General features: G+C 56.6%; 15 protein-coding genes and 1 pseudogene. 9 read left to right on the forward strand and 7 right to left on the reverse strand.

The genetic code is table 11. The features are described from left to right. Window positions 1-63: 63 nt before the first annotated feature. From K226_RS20450 to K226_RS0114980, 4 genes are all read left to right on the forward strand, one after another. Window positions 64-393 (forward strand): thermonuclease family protein, encoded by a 330-nt coding sequence (locus K226_RS20450; protein ID WP_369795476.1) that lies wholly within the window; start codon window positions 64-66, stop codon window positions 391-393. A gap of 23 nt (window positions 394-416) precedes the next feature. Beyond that, window positions 417-575: a thermonuclease family protein gene (locus K226_RS20455; RefSeq protein ID WP_369795479.1), complete on the forward strand. Its 159-nt coding sequence runs from the start codon at window positions 417-419 to the stop codon at window positions 573-575. A 276-nt stretch (window positions 576-851) separates the two neighbouring features. Further along, entirely contained in the window at window positions 852-1,748 is an 897-nt protein-coding gene (locus K226_RS0114975; RefSeq protein WP_238324270.1) for a hypothetical protein, read from the forward strand. Then, entirely contained in the window at window positions 1,745-2,596 is an 852-nt protein-coding gene (locus K226_RS0114980; protein ID WP_024815575.1) for a nucleotidyl transferase AbiEii/AbiGii toxin family protein, read from the forward strand. The genes K226_RS0114975 and K226_RS0114980 overlap by 4 nt, the downstream gene beginning before the upstream one ends. A 533-nt stretch (window positions 2,597-3,129) precedes the next feature. Here K226_RS0114980 and K226_RS0114985 read toward each other — a convergent pair. Genes K226_RS0114985 through phnC form a run of 4 tightly spaced genes read right to left on the reverse strand, consistent with a single transcriptional unit; the run spans window position 3,130 to window position 6,606 of the window. Next, window positions 3,130-4,101 (reverse strand): phosphonate dehydrogenase, encoded by a 972-nt coding sequence (locus K226_RS0114985; protein WP_024815576.1) that lies wholly within the window; start codon window positions 4,099-4,101, stop codon window positions 3,130-3,132. Between the two features lie 17 nt (window positions 4,102-4,118). Beyond that, a complete protein-coding gene (gene phnE, locus K226_RS0114990; RefSeq protein ID WP_008903165.1) occupies window positions 4,119-4,919 on the reverse strand; it encodes a phosphonate ABC transporter, permease protein PhnE in 801 nt (266 codons plus the stop codon). Further along, on the reverse strand, window positions 4,916-5,791 hold the full coding sequence (gene phnD / locus K226_RS0114995) for a phosphate/phosphite/phosphonate ABC transporter substrate-binding protein (RefSeq protein WP_024815577.1): 876 nt from the start codon (window positions 5,789-5,791) through the stop codon (window positions 4,916-4,918). Before phnD ends, phnE begins: the two co-directional genes overlap by 4 nt. After that, window positions 5,785-6,606: a phosphonate ABC transporter ATP-binding protein gene (phnC, locus tag K226_RS0115000; protein WP_035242057.1), complete on the reverse strand. Its 822-nt coding sequence runs from the start codon at window positions 6,604-6,606 to the stop codon at window positions 5,785-5,787. The genes phnD and phnC overlap by 7 nt, the downstream gene beginning before the upstream one ends. A gap of 216 nt (window positions 6,607-6,822) precedes the next feature. Here phnC and K226_RS0115005 point away from each other — a divergent pair, with 216 nt between their 5' ends. Next, window positions 6,823-7,683: a LysR substrate-binding domain-containing protein gene (locus K226_RS0115005; protein WP_238324271.1), complete on the forward strand. Its 861-nt coding sequence runs from the start codon at window positions 6,823-6,825 to the stop codon at window positions 7,681-7,683. A 156-nt stretch (window positions 7,684-7,839) separates the two neighbouring features. Here K226_RS0115005 and K226_RS19615 read toward each other — a convergent pair. Continuing rightward, window positions 7,840-7,935: pseudogene (locus tag K226_RS19615) on the reverse strand (transposase domain-containing protein); the annotation flags it as partial. Between the two features lie 188 nt (window positions 7,936-8,123). Continuing rightward, on the reverse strand, window positions 8,124-9,176 hold the full coding sequence (locus K226_RS0115010) for a site-specific integrase (RefSeq protein WP_024815580.1): 1,053 nt from the start codon (window positions 9,174-9,176) through the stop codon (window positions 8,124-8,126). A gap of 169 nt (window positions 9,177-9,345) precedes the next feature. On the opposite strand from K226_RS0115010, the gene K226_RS0115015 reads away from it, so the two are divergent. The 4 genes from K226_RS0115015 (at window position 9,346) to K226_RS0115030 (ending at window position 16,123) form a co-directional block, all read left to right on the forward strand. Beyond that, window positions 9,346-10,317: a DNA-binding protein gene (locus tag K226_RS0115015; RefSeq protein WP_238324272.1), complete on the forward strand. Its 972-nt coding sequence runs from the start codon at window positions 9,346-9,348 to the stop codon at window positions 10,315-10,317. A 1,409-nt stretch (window positions 10,318-11,726) separates the two neighbouring features. After that, a complete protein-coding gene (locus K226_RS0115020; RefSeq protein ID WP_081739429.1) occupies window positions 11,727-13,589 on the forward strand; it encodes a site-specific integrase in 1,863 nt (620 codons plus the stop codon). A gap of 870 nt (window positions 13,590-14,459) precedes the next feature. Beyond that, on the forward strand, window positions 14,460-15,128 hold the full coding sequence (locus K226_RS0115025) for an AAA family ATPase (protein WP_024815583.1): 669 nt from the start codon (window positions 14,460-14,462) through the stop codon (window positions 15,126-15,128). A 2-nt stretch (window positions 15,129-15,130) separates the two neighbouring features. Beyond that, entirely contained in the window at window positions 15,131-16,123 is a 993-nt protein-coding gene (locus tag K226_RS0115030) for a ParB/RepB/Spo0J family partition protein (RefSeq protein WP_024815584.1), read from the forward strand. 145 nt (window positions 16,124-16,268) lie between these two features. Here the strand turns inward: K226_RS0115030 and K226_RS19880 are convergent, their stop codons facing one another. After that, window positions 16,269-16,559: a hypothetical protein gene (locus K226_RS19880; protein WP_155886557.1), complete on the reverse strand. Its 291-nt coding sequence runs from the start codon at window positions 16,557-16,559 to the stop codon at window positions 16,269-16,271. Window positions 16,560-17,185: the final 626 nt, after the last annotated feature.

Below are 17,185 nucleotides of genomic sequence, written 5' to 3' on the forward strand. Positions count from 1 at the left end.
CGGTTGGGCGCGCTGTCCGTGACCCCGGGCGCGATCCAGAGACGACCAACCAAGGAATCAGGAATGAAAACGAGAAGGGCAGGAGTCGCTAACGCAGCACGGGCATGGTGCGCAGTTGCGCTGCTGCTCTTCACTACGTTGGCCCGCGCGGAATTGGTCGGGCCTGTGGTGGCTATTCTGGATGGTGACACCATTGACGTGCTCGTGGACCGCCAGCCGATTCGCGTGCGCCTGGCGCAGATCGACGCCCCGGAGAAACGGCAGGCATTCGGTACACGTGCCCGACAGACGCTGGCGGGGCTTGTTTTTCGGCAATCGGTGACGGTGGAAGAGGCTGGCAGGGATCGTTACGGGCGCGTCATTGGGACAGTCTATGTCTCGGGGTCAGCGTGAATGCCCAGATGGTCGAGCTGGGCATGGCATGGGTCTATCGCCGGTATGCGAAAGATTCGGCGCTGTTTGAGCTGGAGCGACAAGCCCAGGCCGACAAGCGAGGTCTTTGGGCTGATCCGGATCCCGTAGCCCCTTGGGAGTACCGACACAACAAGCGCGCCCAGGCGGCGTTGCCAAATTAGGTGGTCCCGTCTTCAGCGTAGGACATGTTTTTCCGTAAACTGTCCCCGTTGCTTTGAATGCAGCGCGATCTTGTTTCTTGGGCAATTGCTTCGCGTGCCCAGTGTCAGTATTTGCGGTACGGCATGAACTACAATGCGTCCTAAGGACGCATTGTAGTTCATGCCAGCATATGATAGTAAAAATCTTCTTTACATGCCGTGTACCACTTGTTAGCATCACTGTCCTAAGGACAGTGATGCTAACAAGTGAATGATAATTTGATGTTGCCAGAGGCCTTGAACGCCTACATCAGACCCATCCAAGAACGGTTGGGGGTGTGGGAGCGGCCTGTCGTCACGGGGTATGAGCTGGGTGTTTTGGCCGCGACCCAAGCCACAGGCGATCCGATTCCACTGTCTTTGTATGCAGAAATTGTCCGGGTCTTGACGTCATTTGGTTTGATTTCACCGGCCAAGGAGTTCAAGGCTGGCACGGTTTATCAGCTTTTTGGGCGCAACAAGCCGCTCCCCATGGAAGTGGCCTGCTCCGTTGACCCATTCGCATACGTCAGTCATCTGAGCGCCATGGAGTACCACGGCGTCACCGACCGCTTTTCCAAAATTCTGTACCTGTCCACTCCACCCGAACGGGAGTGGAAGGAGCAAGCGGCTGCACGCATGGACAAGGACCTCAAGATGCGCAAGGAGGGATACCTTGCGGCCAAGCTGCCCACGTTGAAGTTTCAGAAGTTCGAACGCATTGATGGGATGCGGGTTGAGTTGGTGCGTCGTTCGCATCGTGGTGCCTTTAAGACGATCAAGTCTCCATCCATTCGCGTCGCAATGGTGGGACGAACCTTCTTGGACATGCTCCGCGAACCGGAGCTGTGCGGCGGGATACAGCATGTCGTTGACACCTACCGGGAATATGCGGTCAAGTATCTGAAACTCATCATTGACGAAGTTGGCCAGCACGGGACGTCGATTGAGCAGGCGCGGGCTGGCTACCTGCTGGAAACGGTGTGTGGTCTATCGGATCCAGTCATTGATGCGTGGGCGTCCAAGGTTCAACGAGGAGGCTCCCGCAAGCTGGACCCACAGGCAGAGTACGCATCGGTTTTTTCTGAAAGGTGGGCGCTATCGGTCAACGTTCCGTCATTGGATGCGTCGCAAACCGATGCGGGGGACTCATGAACGAAGTTGAAATTGACGCGTGGGTGGCGCAAGCTCCACAAGGCCAACGGGGCTTCAGGGAGGCGGTGCACACCATCCTCGACGGTATTGGCCATTCCCAGAATTTGAGTGCCAAGATGGTGATGAAGGGCGGACTTCTGCTGGCCATACGGTATGCCAGCTCTCGCTACACCCGGGACTTGGATTTTTCTACCAGGGACAAGTACACGGCAGAAAGTGTCGACCTGCTTTTGGCAGAGCTGCGGGAAGGGCTTGTCACTGCAGAGGACCGACTTTCTTACGACACGCTTTGCCGTTTGCAGTCTCACAAGGTTGAACCCAAGGGCGAGAACAAGACCCACCAGAGCCTGGCCTTGAAAATCGGGTTCGCGAACCGGAGCAATGCAGGGCAGATGGCTCGCCTGGAGGCAGGTACTTCGCCTCAGGTGGTCGAAATTGACTACAGCTTCAATGAGGCTGTTTTTGATGTGGAGGTGCTGGAGTTGGATGGAGGGGCAACCATCCATTCCTACACCCTGAACAACGTGCTGGCTGAAAAGATGCGCTCGCTGCTTCAGCAGCCTGTTCGAAGAAGAAACCGCCGACAAGACGTCTATGACATCTGGCTATTGCGGGAGTCCGGGCCTGCGCTTACTGCTGAAGATCTCGTCAAGATTCATGAGATTTTGGTGGCTTCTTGCGGCTCCAAGGGTATCGTTCCGGACATCCACTCCATGGAATCGGAAGAGGTCGTATCCATGGCGCGCACTGGCTACCAGGAGTTGGCGGCAGACGTTGATGGCGAATTGCCGCCATTCGACGAGGCGATGGGTCAGGTTGTGAAGCTGTATCGCTCTCTGTCATGGTGATACTGGCCAGAGCTGGTCAGTAGATCGAAAGGGTTGGACGTTGGCAATCGGCCAGGCGCCGACCTTCGACGCGCCGGGGCGGCCGACCGTTTCAGGCTGATCTCCGACACTCGAACCTAACGCCTGGAAGTTCGCGTGTTGCGCAACTGGTCATTGATCGAGCAGGGTCTCAAGCGACCGCTTTGTTGCTCAGACCGGTCACTCTATTGATGCGAGCCGGGCAAGGTAGCAGGAGCAACTGATCACACCAAGGATGAATTGGTTCTCCCGACCCGCTGCGGTCGGTGTTGATGTAGGCAACGATCCCAGAAAACCGTCCGAGAAACCGGGGGAATCCCACCCCGGATACTTGGCGGCACGGCTTATCGGAACCATTGCGAAGAGCATCCGCAGTTGGCCCGCGGGTCCGAAACACGTAGCCAAGGTCTTCTCAAAGAATTAGATCGGCCAGAACCATAGAACGTCCAAAAGCATTCTCTGGTGTGGTGACCTCATGGCTGCACCGAGCAGTGCGAAGCTGCCACATGAGCCGCTCAGTGCGATGCCTCGTAGTGTGCAAGCGGCTCATTACCATTTAACGCAACGAGCAAATTTTCAGCAGCCTGCAACTCGATGGCTCGGCGAACCTTCTTCACCGCCGAACCAATGTGGGGTGTGAAAACCGTGGAGGGGTGTTGCAAGAGTTCCGGATGAATCTGGCGTGGACGGTCTGCCAGCAGCCAGTCTTCCATCTCGTACACATCGGCGGCGTAGGCACCCAGGCGCTCGTCCTTGAGCGCCCGTGCCACGGCAGCCTCGTCCACAACCGAGCCTCGCCCAATGTTGACCAGGATCTGCCCCCGCCGAACACCTTCAAGCATGGTGTCATTGACGAGGTGACGCGTTACGTCCAGCAGCGGAACGGCCAGAATGACATAGTCGGATTGCGACAGGGCCTCACCCAGGCTCACCATGGTCAGGCGTTCGTCATCACCATGCGGGTCCACGCCCAGCAGTTGAGCGCACCCGAAGCCACAGAGACGGTCCACAATGGCCCGCCCAACGGCGCCAAGTCCGACGACCGCCACTATCGAGCCGTGCAACCCCATTCCGTACAGCTGGGGACGCCATCCTGCGTAGCTCTTGCGAACACTGACGTCACCTGCCAGCACATGGCGCGCGGCGGCGATGGCCAGCCCAATGGCGAGTTCTGCCGTGGGTTCTGTGAGCAGGTCAGGAACGAAGCTCACGCTGACACCGGCTTGCGCACATGCCTTGAGGTCAAAGTTGTCATACCCCTTCAGGGCGCAAGCGATGGTCTTGAGCCTGGGAGCGTGCAACAGGGTTCGCTGATCTACCCGGTCAGGCATGAACGCCATCATGGCGTCGGCGTCCTTCAGGTGGAGGTAAAGCTCTTCCTCGCTCCAGGGCTCAGGCCCTTGATTCATCACTACATCACCGGCGGATCGAAGACGCGCCAGAACTGCTTCATGGATGGGCTGCGTCACCACAATTTTCGGCATCATTACCTTCCTCTCTCTTTCTATTTCAGATGTTTGCGAAGCGCCGACCCAATGCCGTCGACCACGAGCACGCATATGAGGATGGACAGCAAAATGGCGGAGACTTCGTCGTACTTGATCAGGCGCAGAGCCGCCATGAGTTCAAAGCCAATGCCGCCCGCACCCACGATGCCCATCACTGCCGATGCGCGAAAGTGATATTCCCATCGGTAGATGGTGATGTCCGCCAACTGGGGCAAAACCTGCGGTAACACAGCATGGGTGATGACCTGAAACCGGCTTGCGCCCGCGGCCTTAGCGGCCTCCAGAGGTTTCGGGTCCACGTGCTCTATGGCTTCGGCGTAGAACTTGGCCACCATGCCCGTGGAATGCAGGGCCAACGCCAGCACACCAGGCAATGCCCCAAAGCCCACGGCCGCGACGAACAGAATGCCCAGGATGATTTCAGGCACAGACCGAAATGCAGCCAAGATGGTTCTGACGATTCGCCCAACCACCGCATTCGGCGCGGTGTTGGGCGCCGCCACCAGGGCCAGCGGCAACGACGCCAGAACGGTCAGCGCCGTGCCTGCGATCGACATGGCTAAGGTGTCACGCAATGGAATGACCCAGTGCTCCCAGCGCTCGAAATTCGGCGGCACCATCTCTGAGGCCAACTGCTGAATCGCTGGGCCGCCTTCGATGAAACGCTGCGCGTCAAAGAAGCCGGTGACATACAAAGCCACCACACAGACGAACAGAACGACACAGGCGGCGCCCAGCCGTTTGAGTCGCTGCTGTCCGTCGATGGCAACTATGGATTCCAAGGCTACCGATGTCATTTCATGCGTCCCAGATCAAGCTTGAGAATCTGTGCTGTGTCGCGAAGAATGTCGTAGGCCTTGTCATCGGTAGCGGCAAAGGCCTCGATACGGAATGATTTGAGAATCTCGGCGTCCTTCATCTGAAGAAAGGCGGCTCGGATGGCTTCCTTGAGCTCCGGCGTGAGATTACCTTGCATCGCAATGGGATAGTTCGGAATGGGTGCCGACAGTTCAAGTTGCACAATCTTGTTGGCATCCACCATGCCCTTTGCGATGAGGTTGTCCAGAATGGTTTTTGACAGAGCGCCGGCGGGAACCTGCCCTGCCTGAACAGCTCGGGCCACGGCATCGTGCGTGCCCAGGTGAACGGGGCGGTAGTCAGTCTCGCCGTTCAGTTGGTGGTTTTTAAGCAAGTGCGCGCGCGGTGCAAGGTGACTGGACGTCGAAGCCTGATCGCCAAAGCCAAAAGGCTTTCCACGAACGTCAGCCAGGGTCTTGACCGGGCCGCCTGCCGTGGCGATGAGAACCGACTGGTAGGTCGGCGAGCCGCGCTCCACGCCAACGGCAAATGGCTCAATGTTGGGCGCCTTGGACTTGGCAAGCACGTAAGAGAACGGTCCAAAGTAGGCGACCTCGATGCGGCCGAAGCGCATGGCTTCAATCATCGACGAGTAGTCCGTGGTCACCGTGACCTCGATTTCCTTCTTCAGGGTCTGCTCCAGATACCGCTTCAGAGGCTGTGCGTTCTGAATGATGGTGGCGGCGTTTTCGTCCGGCAACAGTGCAACGCGAAGCTTGGAAGGATTTTTGCCCTCGGCATGGGCGCCAAGTGGCAACAGGGCGGCCAAAGTGACGGCAGCGATAAATTGGAAACGGCGACGATTCAGCACGGTAAAAACTCCTTGGATTGAGAGGGGGAATCAAATTGACTGCCCATGTTGGCAGGTGACGACTTCGCGTACAGGGCAGACTGGGCTTCTTCCGTCAACTGCGCTGCTGTCCCGTCGAACACCACCTGGCCCTGGCGAAGGCCCACAATGCGGTCGGCGAACATGCGCGCGAGGTTGACTTGATGCAGACTCACGATGGCCGTGAGTCGGTCTTTCTTGCAGATGTCGTGAAGCAGGGTCAACACACTCTGCGCGGTCGCCGGGTCGAGGCTGGCCACCGGCTCATCGGCCAGCAGCAGGCGGGGCTTTTGCACCAAGGCACGCGCAATGCCAATGCGTTGTTGTTGCCCACCAGACAAGGTGTCTGCCCGTGCTAGGGCTTTCTCAAGCAGGCCTACGCGGTCAATGGCCGCCAGCGCCTCCAGCTTGTCAGCCTTGCTCCAAGGCCACAACGACGCCAGAGATCCGCGGGTGGCGAGCTTGCCCATCAACACATTGGCCAGCACGCTTTGCCGCCCGATCAGGTGGTGCTGCTGGAACACCATGCCGCAGTGGCGCCGATGCTCAAGAAGGTTGCGTTTTGAGACGGTGCCGCCCGGCAGATCGGCCACCGACACCTCTCCGTCTGTGGGGCTAACCAAGCCATTGATGCTGCGCAGCAGCGTTGACTTTCCCGCGCCCGACGCGCCCAGCAGCACAAGGAACCCGCCATGCTGTACCTCCAGCGAGGTGGGCGCAAGCGCTGTGTGACCATCGGCATAGGTCACCGTGATACCCCGCAAGCTCAGATGGCTCTCGCGAATTGCAGTTTTCATAGCTCGGTTTCATTTGTTGTGGTGCGCTAGACGCACACCAGGACTCAAGTGGTCAGAGGTATCTCTCGGGAAAGAGGAGGTTCTGGAAGAAACAGCTTCAGTGGAAGCACAGCTCAAGTCTGGGTGACCAAGGTGTCATGAATATGAAACTTTCATCCCTAAAAATGAGGGCACCCATAGATCACATCAATGTCTGGACTCAGCCTCCTCGCAGCCTTGAAGGCCTTTGACGCAACGGCCCGAGCCGGCAGCATGACCGCTGCCGCGAGAGTGCTCGCTATTCAACAACCGACTGTTTCTTCACACATACAGCGCCTGGAGGTCGACTTCGGCGTGGAGCTTTTTCATCGGCGCGGGCGGCGGCTTGAACTCACGTCCTTTGGACGCACTCTGTTGGACTACACCCGGCGTACCTTCAGTGGCGAGGAAGATGCGCACGCACTGCTCGCTGCTGCGAAAAATCAATACGTAGGGCGACTGGTCATCCATGCCATCGGGCCGCACAACGTGCTGCCCGTGTTGAAGCTGTTCATGAAACAGTTCCCCCAGGTCAACGTGGCTGTTGGCGTAGGCGACTCGCGAACCATCACTGAAAAGATTCTTGACTACCAGGGAGACGTGGGCATGGTGCTCAATCACGTCGCTCACCCAGATCTATTTGGCGCGGCTTACCGTACCCAGCGATTGGTGATATTCGGCAACACCCAACACTCACTCGCGCAACGGGCCACTCTCAAACTGCGTGATCTGCAGGGTCAGAGGTTCGTCATCCGAGAGGAAGGATCGACGACCAGACGCGTGTTTGAACAAGAACTAAAGGAGCGAGGCGTCGAGGTGCAGGTGGCTCTGGAGATGGGCAGCCGCGAGTCCGTTCGAGAGGCGGTGGCGGAGGGGCTGGGCCTAGGCGTCGTGGCGGAAACAGCCTACAGGCCAGATCCTCGCCTTGTTAAGTTAACTATTTCAGACACCAGCATGGCGACACAGGTGCACTTCATCTGTAGAAAGGAGCGGCATCAAGCTCCTCTGATCTCGACCTTCCTGGGTTTGGCGCATAGCGTAAGTCAGAAAATTGCCTAGGTATGGAACTTGGATTCCATGCAGCCGTGGGGCATGGGACCGAGGGGCAACTGTTCGCCTGTAGGCCGACTTAAGTTAAGGGTTGTAGGACGCCCGTAATCGCGCGGCGATCCCATCTTGACTGCGGGGCGCGGTCGTGTATCTGAATATGCGCTGTCAGGCTGACTGCCAGCGGTATGGCAGCAGCTCGCCGATCTGGGTGGCGGGCTGCATGGGCAGGCGTGCCATGACATCGCGCAGGTAGGCGTAGGGTCGTCCCGTTCATGGGGAGACGTGTGCTAGACCATGACTGCAGCTCCCTCGATACCGGTCATCGATGCTGCCGCGCTGCTGGGTGAGCCAATGACAGCTTTGTGCCAGGCACCGTGAACTCAGGTCACGGCCGCGACCGACAGCAACCGCTGCAAAGCAGCCGTATGAAGGGCTGCCGATAACGTTCGTCACAACATCTTCGCAGCTGGGTTGTCATTGGAAGGGCGGTAGTACCCTACAACGCTGGCAACGCTCCGATGTCCCGTCATCGCCATGGTGTCAGCCAATGGCACCTTCTGGGTTGCCGCTTCAGTCACAAAACCTGACCTCAGCGAGTGCGCAGAAAACACCTCCGGTAGCCCGGCAAGTTTTGCGCGCTCGCGAACAATATCTCGCACGGCGGCAGGGGAGAGGGGTTCTCCAAGGTGTCCGCCTTTCCTGACCTGCCTGAATATTGCACCGTCCACGATGCCCGAAGCTGTTAACCATGCCTGCAGCGCTTCGCCCGCAATGCCCGCCAGAGGTTTCACGTTCTCCGGACGATCCGCTGCAGTCTGGTTGCTTTTGGAATAGGCGAGGGTGTAGGTGAAGCTGCTGGGCCCCACCCGGTGAAGATTCTTCATCGTCGCCCCCGTCACTTCTGATCGGCGGCGCCCGCCCGATGCCCAGGCAAAGAGGAGGAGGGCGCGGTCACGGATGCCCTTGAGTGATTCGTCGCAGGTGTCGAGGATGGCCATCAATGGGTCCTTGGTCAGCGCATCTTTCTTCTGCGGAAGCGCGCCACGTTTGCCGTAGGCCCGCCGAGTCTTGGCCAGCAGCTCGCGGACTTTGGGGTCCTGGCAAGGATTTTTTAGCTCTCGGAGCTGATGCGCCTTGGACAGCACGGCAATCCGATGGATCAAGGTATTGAGCGCCATTGGGCCTGGCTTGCCTTTGAATCCCGCATCCACCAGCGCTTGGTCAATTGCTGGCGGTAGCTCGTGAGCCAGGCCATCGGTGGTAGTCCGCTGTGCGTGATCCACGATGAACTGCAGGACGGCGTTCGCAGGCAGCGGTAGCGTGATGCCTTGCCCGTACCGAAGGCCAAACCAGGCAGCCCAATAGCGCAGCGCAGAGCGATAGCTGGCCAACGTGTTCAAGGACTCGCCCTCGCGCATCAACTCTTCAACGGCCTGCGCAGTCACAAGCGACAGGGAGGACGGCTCCAGCGAGGGGATATTTCTCAGAGACGGCAGGCGCATGGTTGAAACCGAGGTTGTAAAGGCAAAATTTTGATAAAAACTACATATGATGTATTGTTTACAACAAATATAGTTGATAGATCACGATAAGCATCGATTATCGTTGGTAAAAATGTAGTGGAGTAGGGCGATGCAGTCAAAAATTGTTCGAGGTCCGCGTGGTGTGCAAATGGAAGAGGTCTGGGCAGCCGCCGACGCCGTTCTTAAACTCGGGGAGCGGCCGACGATAGAGCGAGTGCGACAACATCTCGGCCGTGGCTCCCCAAATACTGTGGGGCCGATGCTTGATGGTTGGTATGGGTCACTTGCCAAGCGGCTGCAGTCACCGGGAGATGCAGTTGAGCAAGATGGCGGCGCCGAAGTCCCCTTGCCCGCGCCGGTTGTCCGGGCTGCAAAAGCCATTTGGGGCAGGGCCCTCCAGCATGCTGACGAGCGCGCGATGGCTCAATTCACCGAAGCGCGCAGAGAATTGAACAAGCAAGCTGAGGCGCTACGTCAGGCGCAGGACGTCCTGGCACAGGAAACACAGCGCCTAGCCGACCGCAGCGAAGGCTATGAGCTGGCTATGCAGGCCAGGGATGCGCAGATCGCCGAAATGGGCCGTCTGGTTCAGGAGTTGCAGCAACAACTTGCCGGGAGCCAGGAAATGCTGGCTGCGTCACGCGCAGAGAGCAAGCAACTTCGCCTGGCAGCGGATGCAGAACGTCGGCGCCAGGAGGAAATGGAGGTTAACCACCACGCAGAACGCACGCGTCTGGAGGAGCGCGCTCAGGCTCAGGAGCGCAGACTTAATGCAGAGGTGGATCGTGTGCGCCAAGAATCGAAGCGGTTGGCGCTCAAATTGGAGAGCGAAACCCGGGAATCTGCAAAGTTCTTGTCGGCTTCGCTGGAGAAGGCTCGGGAGCTGGAGGCCGTCGTGGCGACACTGCAGGCAGAGAAAGCAGGTCTGGTCAAAGATCTGCAAGCCTCCAGGCACGAGACGAAGGACTTGCAATCAGAACTTGAGCAGCGCAGCACGGAAATGTTCGCCGTCCTCAACGAACTTCGCGATCGATTGCCGACGATCCCGACTAGCGATCCAGTGGGGCCCAAAGTGAAAACTCGCAAGGTAAGAGCTGGAGCGAGCAATCGCTCTAGTTAGCCAATGCGGTCCTGCGAATGCGTTGAATCTATCCGCCCGGCTGCGTGGCTTGACATTTTCCCTTCACCAGCCTTGACGTTTTCCCTTCAGCGGATGCCACCTGGCCCCAAGCGATCAAGGCAGCCAACTTGAATGGACTGGATGGAGCCTGCCATCGTTGCCCCCGAAGCCGAAGCGCCCAGAGCGAGGGCACTCAAGGACGAGACCCGAGCCGGCCCACTTCAGCGATCCTGGTGCCGCAGTTCGCCCGGATCCAGTCGCCCACCCACCACTCGCGCGTTCTCCGCCAGTTGTAGGATTGTCGTTTCTGGCTCCACAACTACTCAACAGGAGAGCTACGAATCGACCACAGATAGACACCAGATGTAGACAATCATGCCCCCTTGATGCGTTTGTCTACAACTGCTGACTACACCGTCATCAATCGCACATCAGATGTAGCCTGTTCGATCAATAACGCCGGGGCCTTATGGCCCTGATTGCATAGCCACCGGAATATCAACGCGCCCGGCTTGAGGTCAGCGCAGCGCTACATTGCGGGTTCGCTAAGTCGTTGATTTCATTGGAATTTACACTGTGCATTCTTTTCGCGCCCCAATGTATGCACGCTAAGTCATTGATTTAATTGGGATTTACACTGTGCATTCTTTTCGCGCCCCAATGTATGCACGCTAAGTCATTGATTTAATTGGGATTTACACTGTGCATTCTTTTCGCGCCCCAATGTATGCACGCTAAGTCATTGATTTAATTGGGATTTACACTGTGCATTCTTTTCGCGCCCCAATGTATGCACGCTAAGTCATTGATTTAATTGGGATTTACACTGTGCATTCTTTTCGCGCCCCAATGTATGCACGCTAAGTCATTGATTTAATTGGGATTTACACTGTGCATTCTTTTCGCGCCCCAATGTATGCACGCTAAGTCATTGATTTAATTGGGATTTACACTGTGAATGCTTTGCGGGGCCTCATCGCTGCACGCCTGGCCGATCAAGAGCGGCAACGTTGGACAGTCTAAGAACCCGGGGCAAAAAAAAGGCGCCCTCAGTGGCGCCTTTGATGGATCCAGTTTGGCTACTTCGGATCTTCCAACGGTAAGAGCTGGAGCGAGCAATCGCTCTAGTTAGCCAATGCGGTCCTGCGAATGCGTTGAATCTATCCGCCCGGCTGCGTGGCTTGACATTTTCCCTTCACCAGCCTTGACGTTTTCCCTTCAGCGGATGGCGCTGGAGCCGGTCTTCGCTTTCTGCGTTTAGCGTAGTAGCAACTAACGACGTGATGCAGCCACAGGACTTCGCCAATGTCGGCCTGCATGTATTCCTCCCAACTTCGACGCCCTTCTCACATCCATCTACTTTCTATGCTTAAGATAATGCTACATTATCTTAAGCATAAAAATAGGTGATGAAAATCGCACACGCCATCAGTTCGGACCAAAAACCCAAGCCAATCAAGGACTTGCGACGCCGCCGGACCCAGACAAGCGTGCGTTTCATACACCGGCTAGGACCACATCATTTCGCGCATTTGCGCGCGGTGGCCGAAGGCATTGATCTCAACGAAAGCGCCCAGCGCTACCTCGGCATCGAGCACGGCAACGAGGCCGTCACCGCCCACCGGCAGACCGTAGATCAGATTCGCGCCATCGCTCGACGTCGAGGAGATTCGGCGTGGCGTCTGATTGGTGTACAGATTCGGGTCGAGGACGCCATCGAGCGGCCCAGCCTAGAAGACTTCATCGCTGAACGGGATCTGGATGGCTGGAGCGAGTCCGAGCAGCTGGAGTTCTATGGGGCGGCTTTCCCGACCGAAATGAAGACCGAGCGGCGCGACCGGTTGCGCAGGAGACAACTGGAGTTGCTGCGCGTTCTGGAAACCAGCAACGCAGAACAACCGAAATCACAGGATATGGTTAGCGGCTGGTTCGACGACCGCACCGCAACCAAGCTCACCGGCGCAGGACTTATTAACTTGGGCGAAATGGCCCAAGCCATTGCCGCCGGCGGGCGTTGGTACCGCGACCTACCAGGTGTTGGCAAAAGCAAGGCTCAACGCATTGCATCGCATCTCCACACACTAATCCCTGCGGCTACCGCCCCCACGAGGCGACTCTTCGCCCTGCCATCCCTTGCCCTGGCCGACCATCCGCTTGAGCTCGAATGCTTCCCTGGAACCGCCGTTCAAGTGCCTCTCCAGGACCAGCCAATAGAGCCGCCTCTGTTGGAATCGGGCTCCATGCTAAACGCCTCGAACGATTTGCAGGCCATGCGCACCTGGATACAGACTCATGCAGGCTCTGCCGCCACGGTTAAGAGTTTTTGGCGGGAGGCGCGTGTTTTCATGCTCTGGCTCCAGCATGAGCGTGGGGGCATCACGTTTTCAGAGGTCAAGGTGGAGGACTGTCTGGCGTTCCGGGCATTCACGGAAAACATTCCAGCGCACTGGATCTCTCGTGAGCGTGCCAGTCCCGGCCAGCCTGGTTGGGCACCATTTCGCGGACAGCTTTCGCAATCGAGCCGGCATCACCTTCTCAATATTGTGGGCGCCCTCTTCGCCTATCTCAAGCTGGCCGACTACATTCTTCAAAACCCATGGCCGCTCATCAAGACACGCGCTTCCATGAAAAAGACCGCGGTCAACAGCATTGATACGCGCGCCTTCTCCGCGGACGCTCAGACCGAAATCCAACGCTTCATTGATGCGCAACCCCCCTCCCCTTCCCGCGCACGTATGCGATTCATTGTCGGATTCTTGTCGGGTGTCGGACTGCGCGCCGCTGAATTGCTGGCAGCCAAGTTGGGCGATCTGCGTTATGTCAGCGGAGGGTATGCGTTGCAGGTCATGGGCAAAGGAGGCGCACCGCGCGTAGTAGCAATCCCTCCTTCTGCCTTGGTGGCACTGGAGGATTACCTGGAGGCCCGCGGTATCGGCTGCCTTCAGGAATCCCCTGTGAAGGCTCCGTTATTGGCCAGCGTCAAAGATCCTATGAAATTCATTGGCTACCAGGCTCTGTATCTCACTGTACGCACCTGGCTGCGGAATGCTATCAACGCATCCGCCCTCCCCTCTGCCGAACGTCAATCACTTGCAGGCGCTTCAGCACACTGGCTGCGACACACCTTTGCAACTCGCGCTATTGAACGAGAGGTCCCGATGGAAGTAGTTCAAGCTCAGCTCGGCCACGCCAATATCAGCACAACGATGAACATCTACGCCAAGTCTCCATTAGAGCGTCAGATCAAAACTATCGCTGCGGCATTCAAATAAGTTTGATGACACGAAATTTTCAGTAATTTTCATGAAATAGGAATACTAAATTTAGCTCTGAAACAATTAGACATCCGACATATGCGACCCAATGACTAGACTGACATCTACATGTGACCTGAAAGAGCCTCCACCTCACGTGCGAACAACACACCATCTTGATCCACAAGGCTAGCTTTTGAATGGCGCCCATCTGCAAAAATTCTCAGTCTCGACCATAGGGTTTGCTAAGCACTTGAGACTTATGCGCAAAGAACTTAATTCGCTCTGGCATCCTAAATCTCCGCCGGCACCCCCCCCACAGAATCCGATTTCTTGCGGCCACAGTCTCCAATTAGCGAAGACGGCACGAATCACCCCTCCAAAAAACTCTTTCGTTACTCACAAACTCAACGTATCTCCGGTGCGAAGTTGCTTTTAAGACTTCCTAAACATCGCAAGAACACTCCCCCAACACAGGGCAGGCGGCCGCCATCCCAACCTATCGACGAAAAGTTGGCTCGAGCCAATCCTTTCACCATTGAGCTACTCGGCGGACGCAGAAGACCTGCACCTTCAGCGAAACAACCCTGAGCACAAACCGCCCTAAGGCACTAGCGCCGACAAACCCAGCTATTGAATCCACATCGACAATACGGTGAGGTAAACGCCTTGGCTCGAGCCAACCCCCACGACATCGACTCACATTCAGCCCTAAGTCATCCGATCTTGGCTCGAGCCAAGATTGCGGCTATCGTTTATCAGTTGCGAAATTGCAGTCATATTGCAATTAACGACAGAATTAAAGTGGAGTTCCCTTTAGTATTGACAAATCATAGTGTTTTCATTGAAAATGTCAGAAATAGCTTTGTTTTATGAAAGACATTTGAAATGGTCATCACTATCGGAGCAGAAAAAGGCGGTGTCGCAAAGACAAGACTTGCTACTCATATCGCGGCTTTGGCAGCGGCAAATGGTGTGGATGTGGTTCTCTTGGACACGGATAAACAAGGATCGGCGATGAGTTGGTCGAAGATTCGTAACGATGAGGGCGTGACACCATCAATTCCCGTACTCGCCTTGCCGCCGAATCCAGCACGTGAACTCGCAAATCTCTCGAAGAAATACACATTGGTCGTTGTAGACATCGGTGCTCAAAACTACAGAACTATGCTCGAGTGCGCTTTGCTCAGCGACATCGTCTTAGTTCCATGTGGCGCTGACCAGCAAGAAGTTGAATCGACTTTGAACGTTTTCGACACCCTTAAGGAGATGGGGCCGCGCCACGAGTCCGGCGAAATTCCAGCACACGTCGTTCTCACTCGCGTTTCACCGATTGAAGGCGCCAAGGCCACAGCGGAACTGCGCGAATTCCTTGCCAGCGAAGGTATCTCGGTGTTCAAGTCTCAAATTGCTCACCGTGCCTCTTGGCTGGCCACCGGCAAAAGCGGTCGCGCAGTGCATGAGCTGAAAGGCCGCGAGCGCTCTCAAAAGGCGGTTGATGAGATGCAAGCGGTATACGACGAGATCCTAAGCCGCATCAATGGTGAGGAGCAATAAACATGGCCACCGGTTTCAAAAAACGCGCAGTCTCTGATGACCGCGTCGCTGCCGTCGAATCAGTCTCAGCAAATATTCCCATCGTGGGTGATCCCCGCATGACTCCGTCTGAGATAGGCCCAGCAGACTTACGCCCCCTGCAAATCACCCCAGGAGTTGGTTCGAGCCAAGATCGGACTGCTGCCCCTACAGACTACCAGGTAGGAAACGTCTATGACGTCCCTGTCGGCCTCATCAAGTCAAATCCATTCAATCCCCGCGCTGTCTACACGACCACGGCCGTGGACAACATGGCTATTTCGCTGTCGACTTCCGGGCAGCGCATCTCTGCTACTGGCTACATCGACGATCAAGCAAGCATCACCCTTATCGAAGGTGAAACACGGTTGCGCGGGGCCCGCGCCGCGGGTCTTGCGACGTTACGGATCGAGATTCGGCCTCGTCCGGCAAGCGACAGAGAGCTCTATGAGGAAGCTCGAGCGGCCAATGTTGAACGACGAGAGCAAACTCCTCTCGATGACGCTATCAAATGGAAGGAGCTGCTAGCAAAGAAGGTTTATCAGACTCAGGCAGCTTTGGCAAAATCACTCGGCCTAGGCGAGGATCACGTCAGTCGAACACTGTCGTTGGCCGGACTGTCCAACAGAGTCATACACGCTGTCGCCGAGAATCCGGAGCTGTTAAATCACAAGATGCTTAATGCGCTCCGGGAATTTTGGGATGTCGAGGGAGATGAGGCTACTCTCGAACTCATTCTCGAAGTCGCGAAGACAGGCATGGGATATCGCGACGTTGTGGCCAGGCGCAAAGCTGCAGTCAAGGGCCCAGTGAAGCGCCCTCGCTCCACCCGTGAGGCGCTCAGCTTCAAAGGAGCTAAAGGCGAACTCAAATCCTTCGAAGAGGACGGCCGAATCGAACTCAGTCTGAGGGGCCTCAGCCCCGAGACCGCCCATGAAATTACGTCGAAGTTAATGGCACTGTTCCCGAAAGAGTAATTCGCTTTGAGGCAGGGCAGGGCAGGGCAGGGCAGCCTAGCTTCACGAGCGGTTTGATGGCGAAACCAGGGCGGAAGTCAGGTCAACGAGCTGCTTTCGCAGTGCTTCTATTTCGCCCGTCACTCGCCCGATCTCCACCGCCTTATCAGTGGCCTCCTGGCGAGCGGTATCGGTTTCTGCCAGGGCGGCTGCAAGCCGCGCTTCCAGGTCCGGATGAATCAGGAAGCTTGGACGCCTTGATTTGTACATCTGTCAGCGCCTCGGTGACTTTTGAGAGCTGTTCATTGATGCTCTCAAAAAGTTGATTTTGAGATTCTTCGAGCTCTTCCATGCGCCGGATCTCGGAGTGAGCAAACTTCAGATCGCGGGCAATGGCTGTCACCTTGCCGCGCGCTAGATCAACGCCTTGACACTGTGGCCAGCGGAAAATCTGCAAGTACTGAAAAAGTTTACTGATTCAGAACCACTGCTCGTTGCCAAGAATCCCAAGGTGAGCTTCTTCGGGGACCAAAATCTGAACACTACGCTTAGCAGAAGCTTTGTAAGAGGCCGGTAATCCCATCTTGATGCTGCCCATCAACCTGGGATCGCCGCGTGCTTACGAAGCTTTCAGAGTTGCTCATGACGGTTGCCACGAGCTCAATGGGTCGTAAACAGCTTCCGGCTATCCCTCGCCCCGCTTATCGCGTGCAACACCTGTATAGCGAGTCAAAAGGTGAGCTTTTACAGGGACAAATCCTCACCGCAAGGCTGATTTCATCTCCATTGCTTTGCGCGACGACATCTCCGAGAACCGAGGATTGACAGCCTTATCCCGAAAGGTGAGCTTCCACAGGGACCAGAGCCCAAAATTCTTCACACAAGTTTGCACTCCTGTCTTCCGCTAATAGATCTGCCCAGGTTACTTGGAAAAGTAGAAAGGTGAGCCTTTCCGGGGACCTGTACCCCTCTCTCAGCGGTTGATCTCTAACGGTGAGTCTCTACGGGGACCATTTTCCTGCTAGCTAGCCTCGCTGGGCGCACCACCCGTGCGACAAAAAACCATCCCTGCCGCCACAAAGG

Source organism: Acidovorax sp. JHL-3 (assembly GCF_000526295.1).
Classification (GTDB): domain Bacteria; phylum Pseudomonadota; class Gammaproteobacteria; order Burkholderiales; family Burkholderiaceae_C; genus Acidovorax; species Acidovorax defluvii.

What these genes read in the sequence shown, in the direction of transcription:
- phnE (WP_008903165.1), bottom strand. Translation starts at nt 4,919, where the DNA reads ATGACATCGGTAGCCTTGGAATCCATAGTTGCCATCGACGGACAGCAG.
- K226_RS0115025 (WP_024815583.1), top strand. Translation starts at nt 14,460, where the DNA reads ATGGTCATCACTATCGGAGCAGAAAAAGGCGGTGTCGCAAAGACAAGA.
- K226_RS0114985 (WP_024815576.1), bottom strand. Translation starts at nt 4,101, where the DNA reads ATGATGCCGAAAATTGTGGTGACGCAGCCCATCCATGAAGCAGTTCTG.
- K226_RS20455 (WP_369795479.1), top strand. Translation starts at nt 417, where the DNA reads ATGGCATGGGTCTATCGCCGGTATGCGAAAGATTCGGCGCTGTTTGAG.
- K226_RS0115015 (WP_238324272.1), top strand. Translation starts at nt 9,346, where the DNA reads ATGGAAGAGGTCTGGGCAGCCGCCGACGCCGTTCTTAAACTCGGGGAG.
- K226_RS0115020 (WP_081739429.1), top strand. Translation starts at nt 11,727, where the DNA reads ATGAAAATCGCACACGCCATCAGTTCGGACCAAAAACCCAAGCCAATC.
- K226_RS0115030 (WP_024815584.1), top strand. Translation starts at nt 15,131, where the DNA reads ATGGCCACCGGTTTCAAAAAACGCGCAGTCTCTGATGACCGCGTCGCT.
- K226_RS0115010 (WP_024815580.1), bottom strand. Translation starts at nt 9,176, where the DNA reads ATGCGCCTGCCGTCTCTGAGAAATATCCCCTCGCTGGAGCCGTCCTCC.
- phnC (WP_035242057.1), bottom strand. Translation starts at nt 6,606, where the DNA reads ATGAAAACTGCAATTCGCGAGAGCCATCTGAGCTTGCGGGGTATCACG.
- K226_RS20450 (WP_369795476.1), top strand. Translation starts at nt 64, where the DNA reads ATGAAAACGAGAAGGGCAGGAGTCGCTAACGCAGCACGGGCATGGTGC.
- K226_RS0114980 (WP_024815575.1), top strand. Translation starts at nt 1,745, where the DNA reads ATGAACGAAGTTGAAATTGACGCGTGGGTGGCGCAAGCTCCACAAGGC.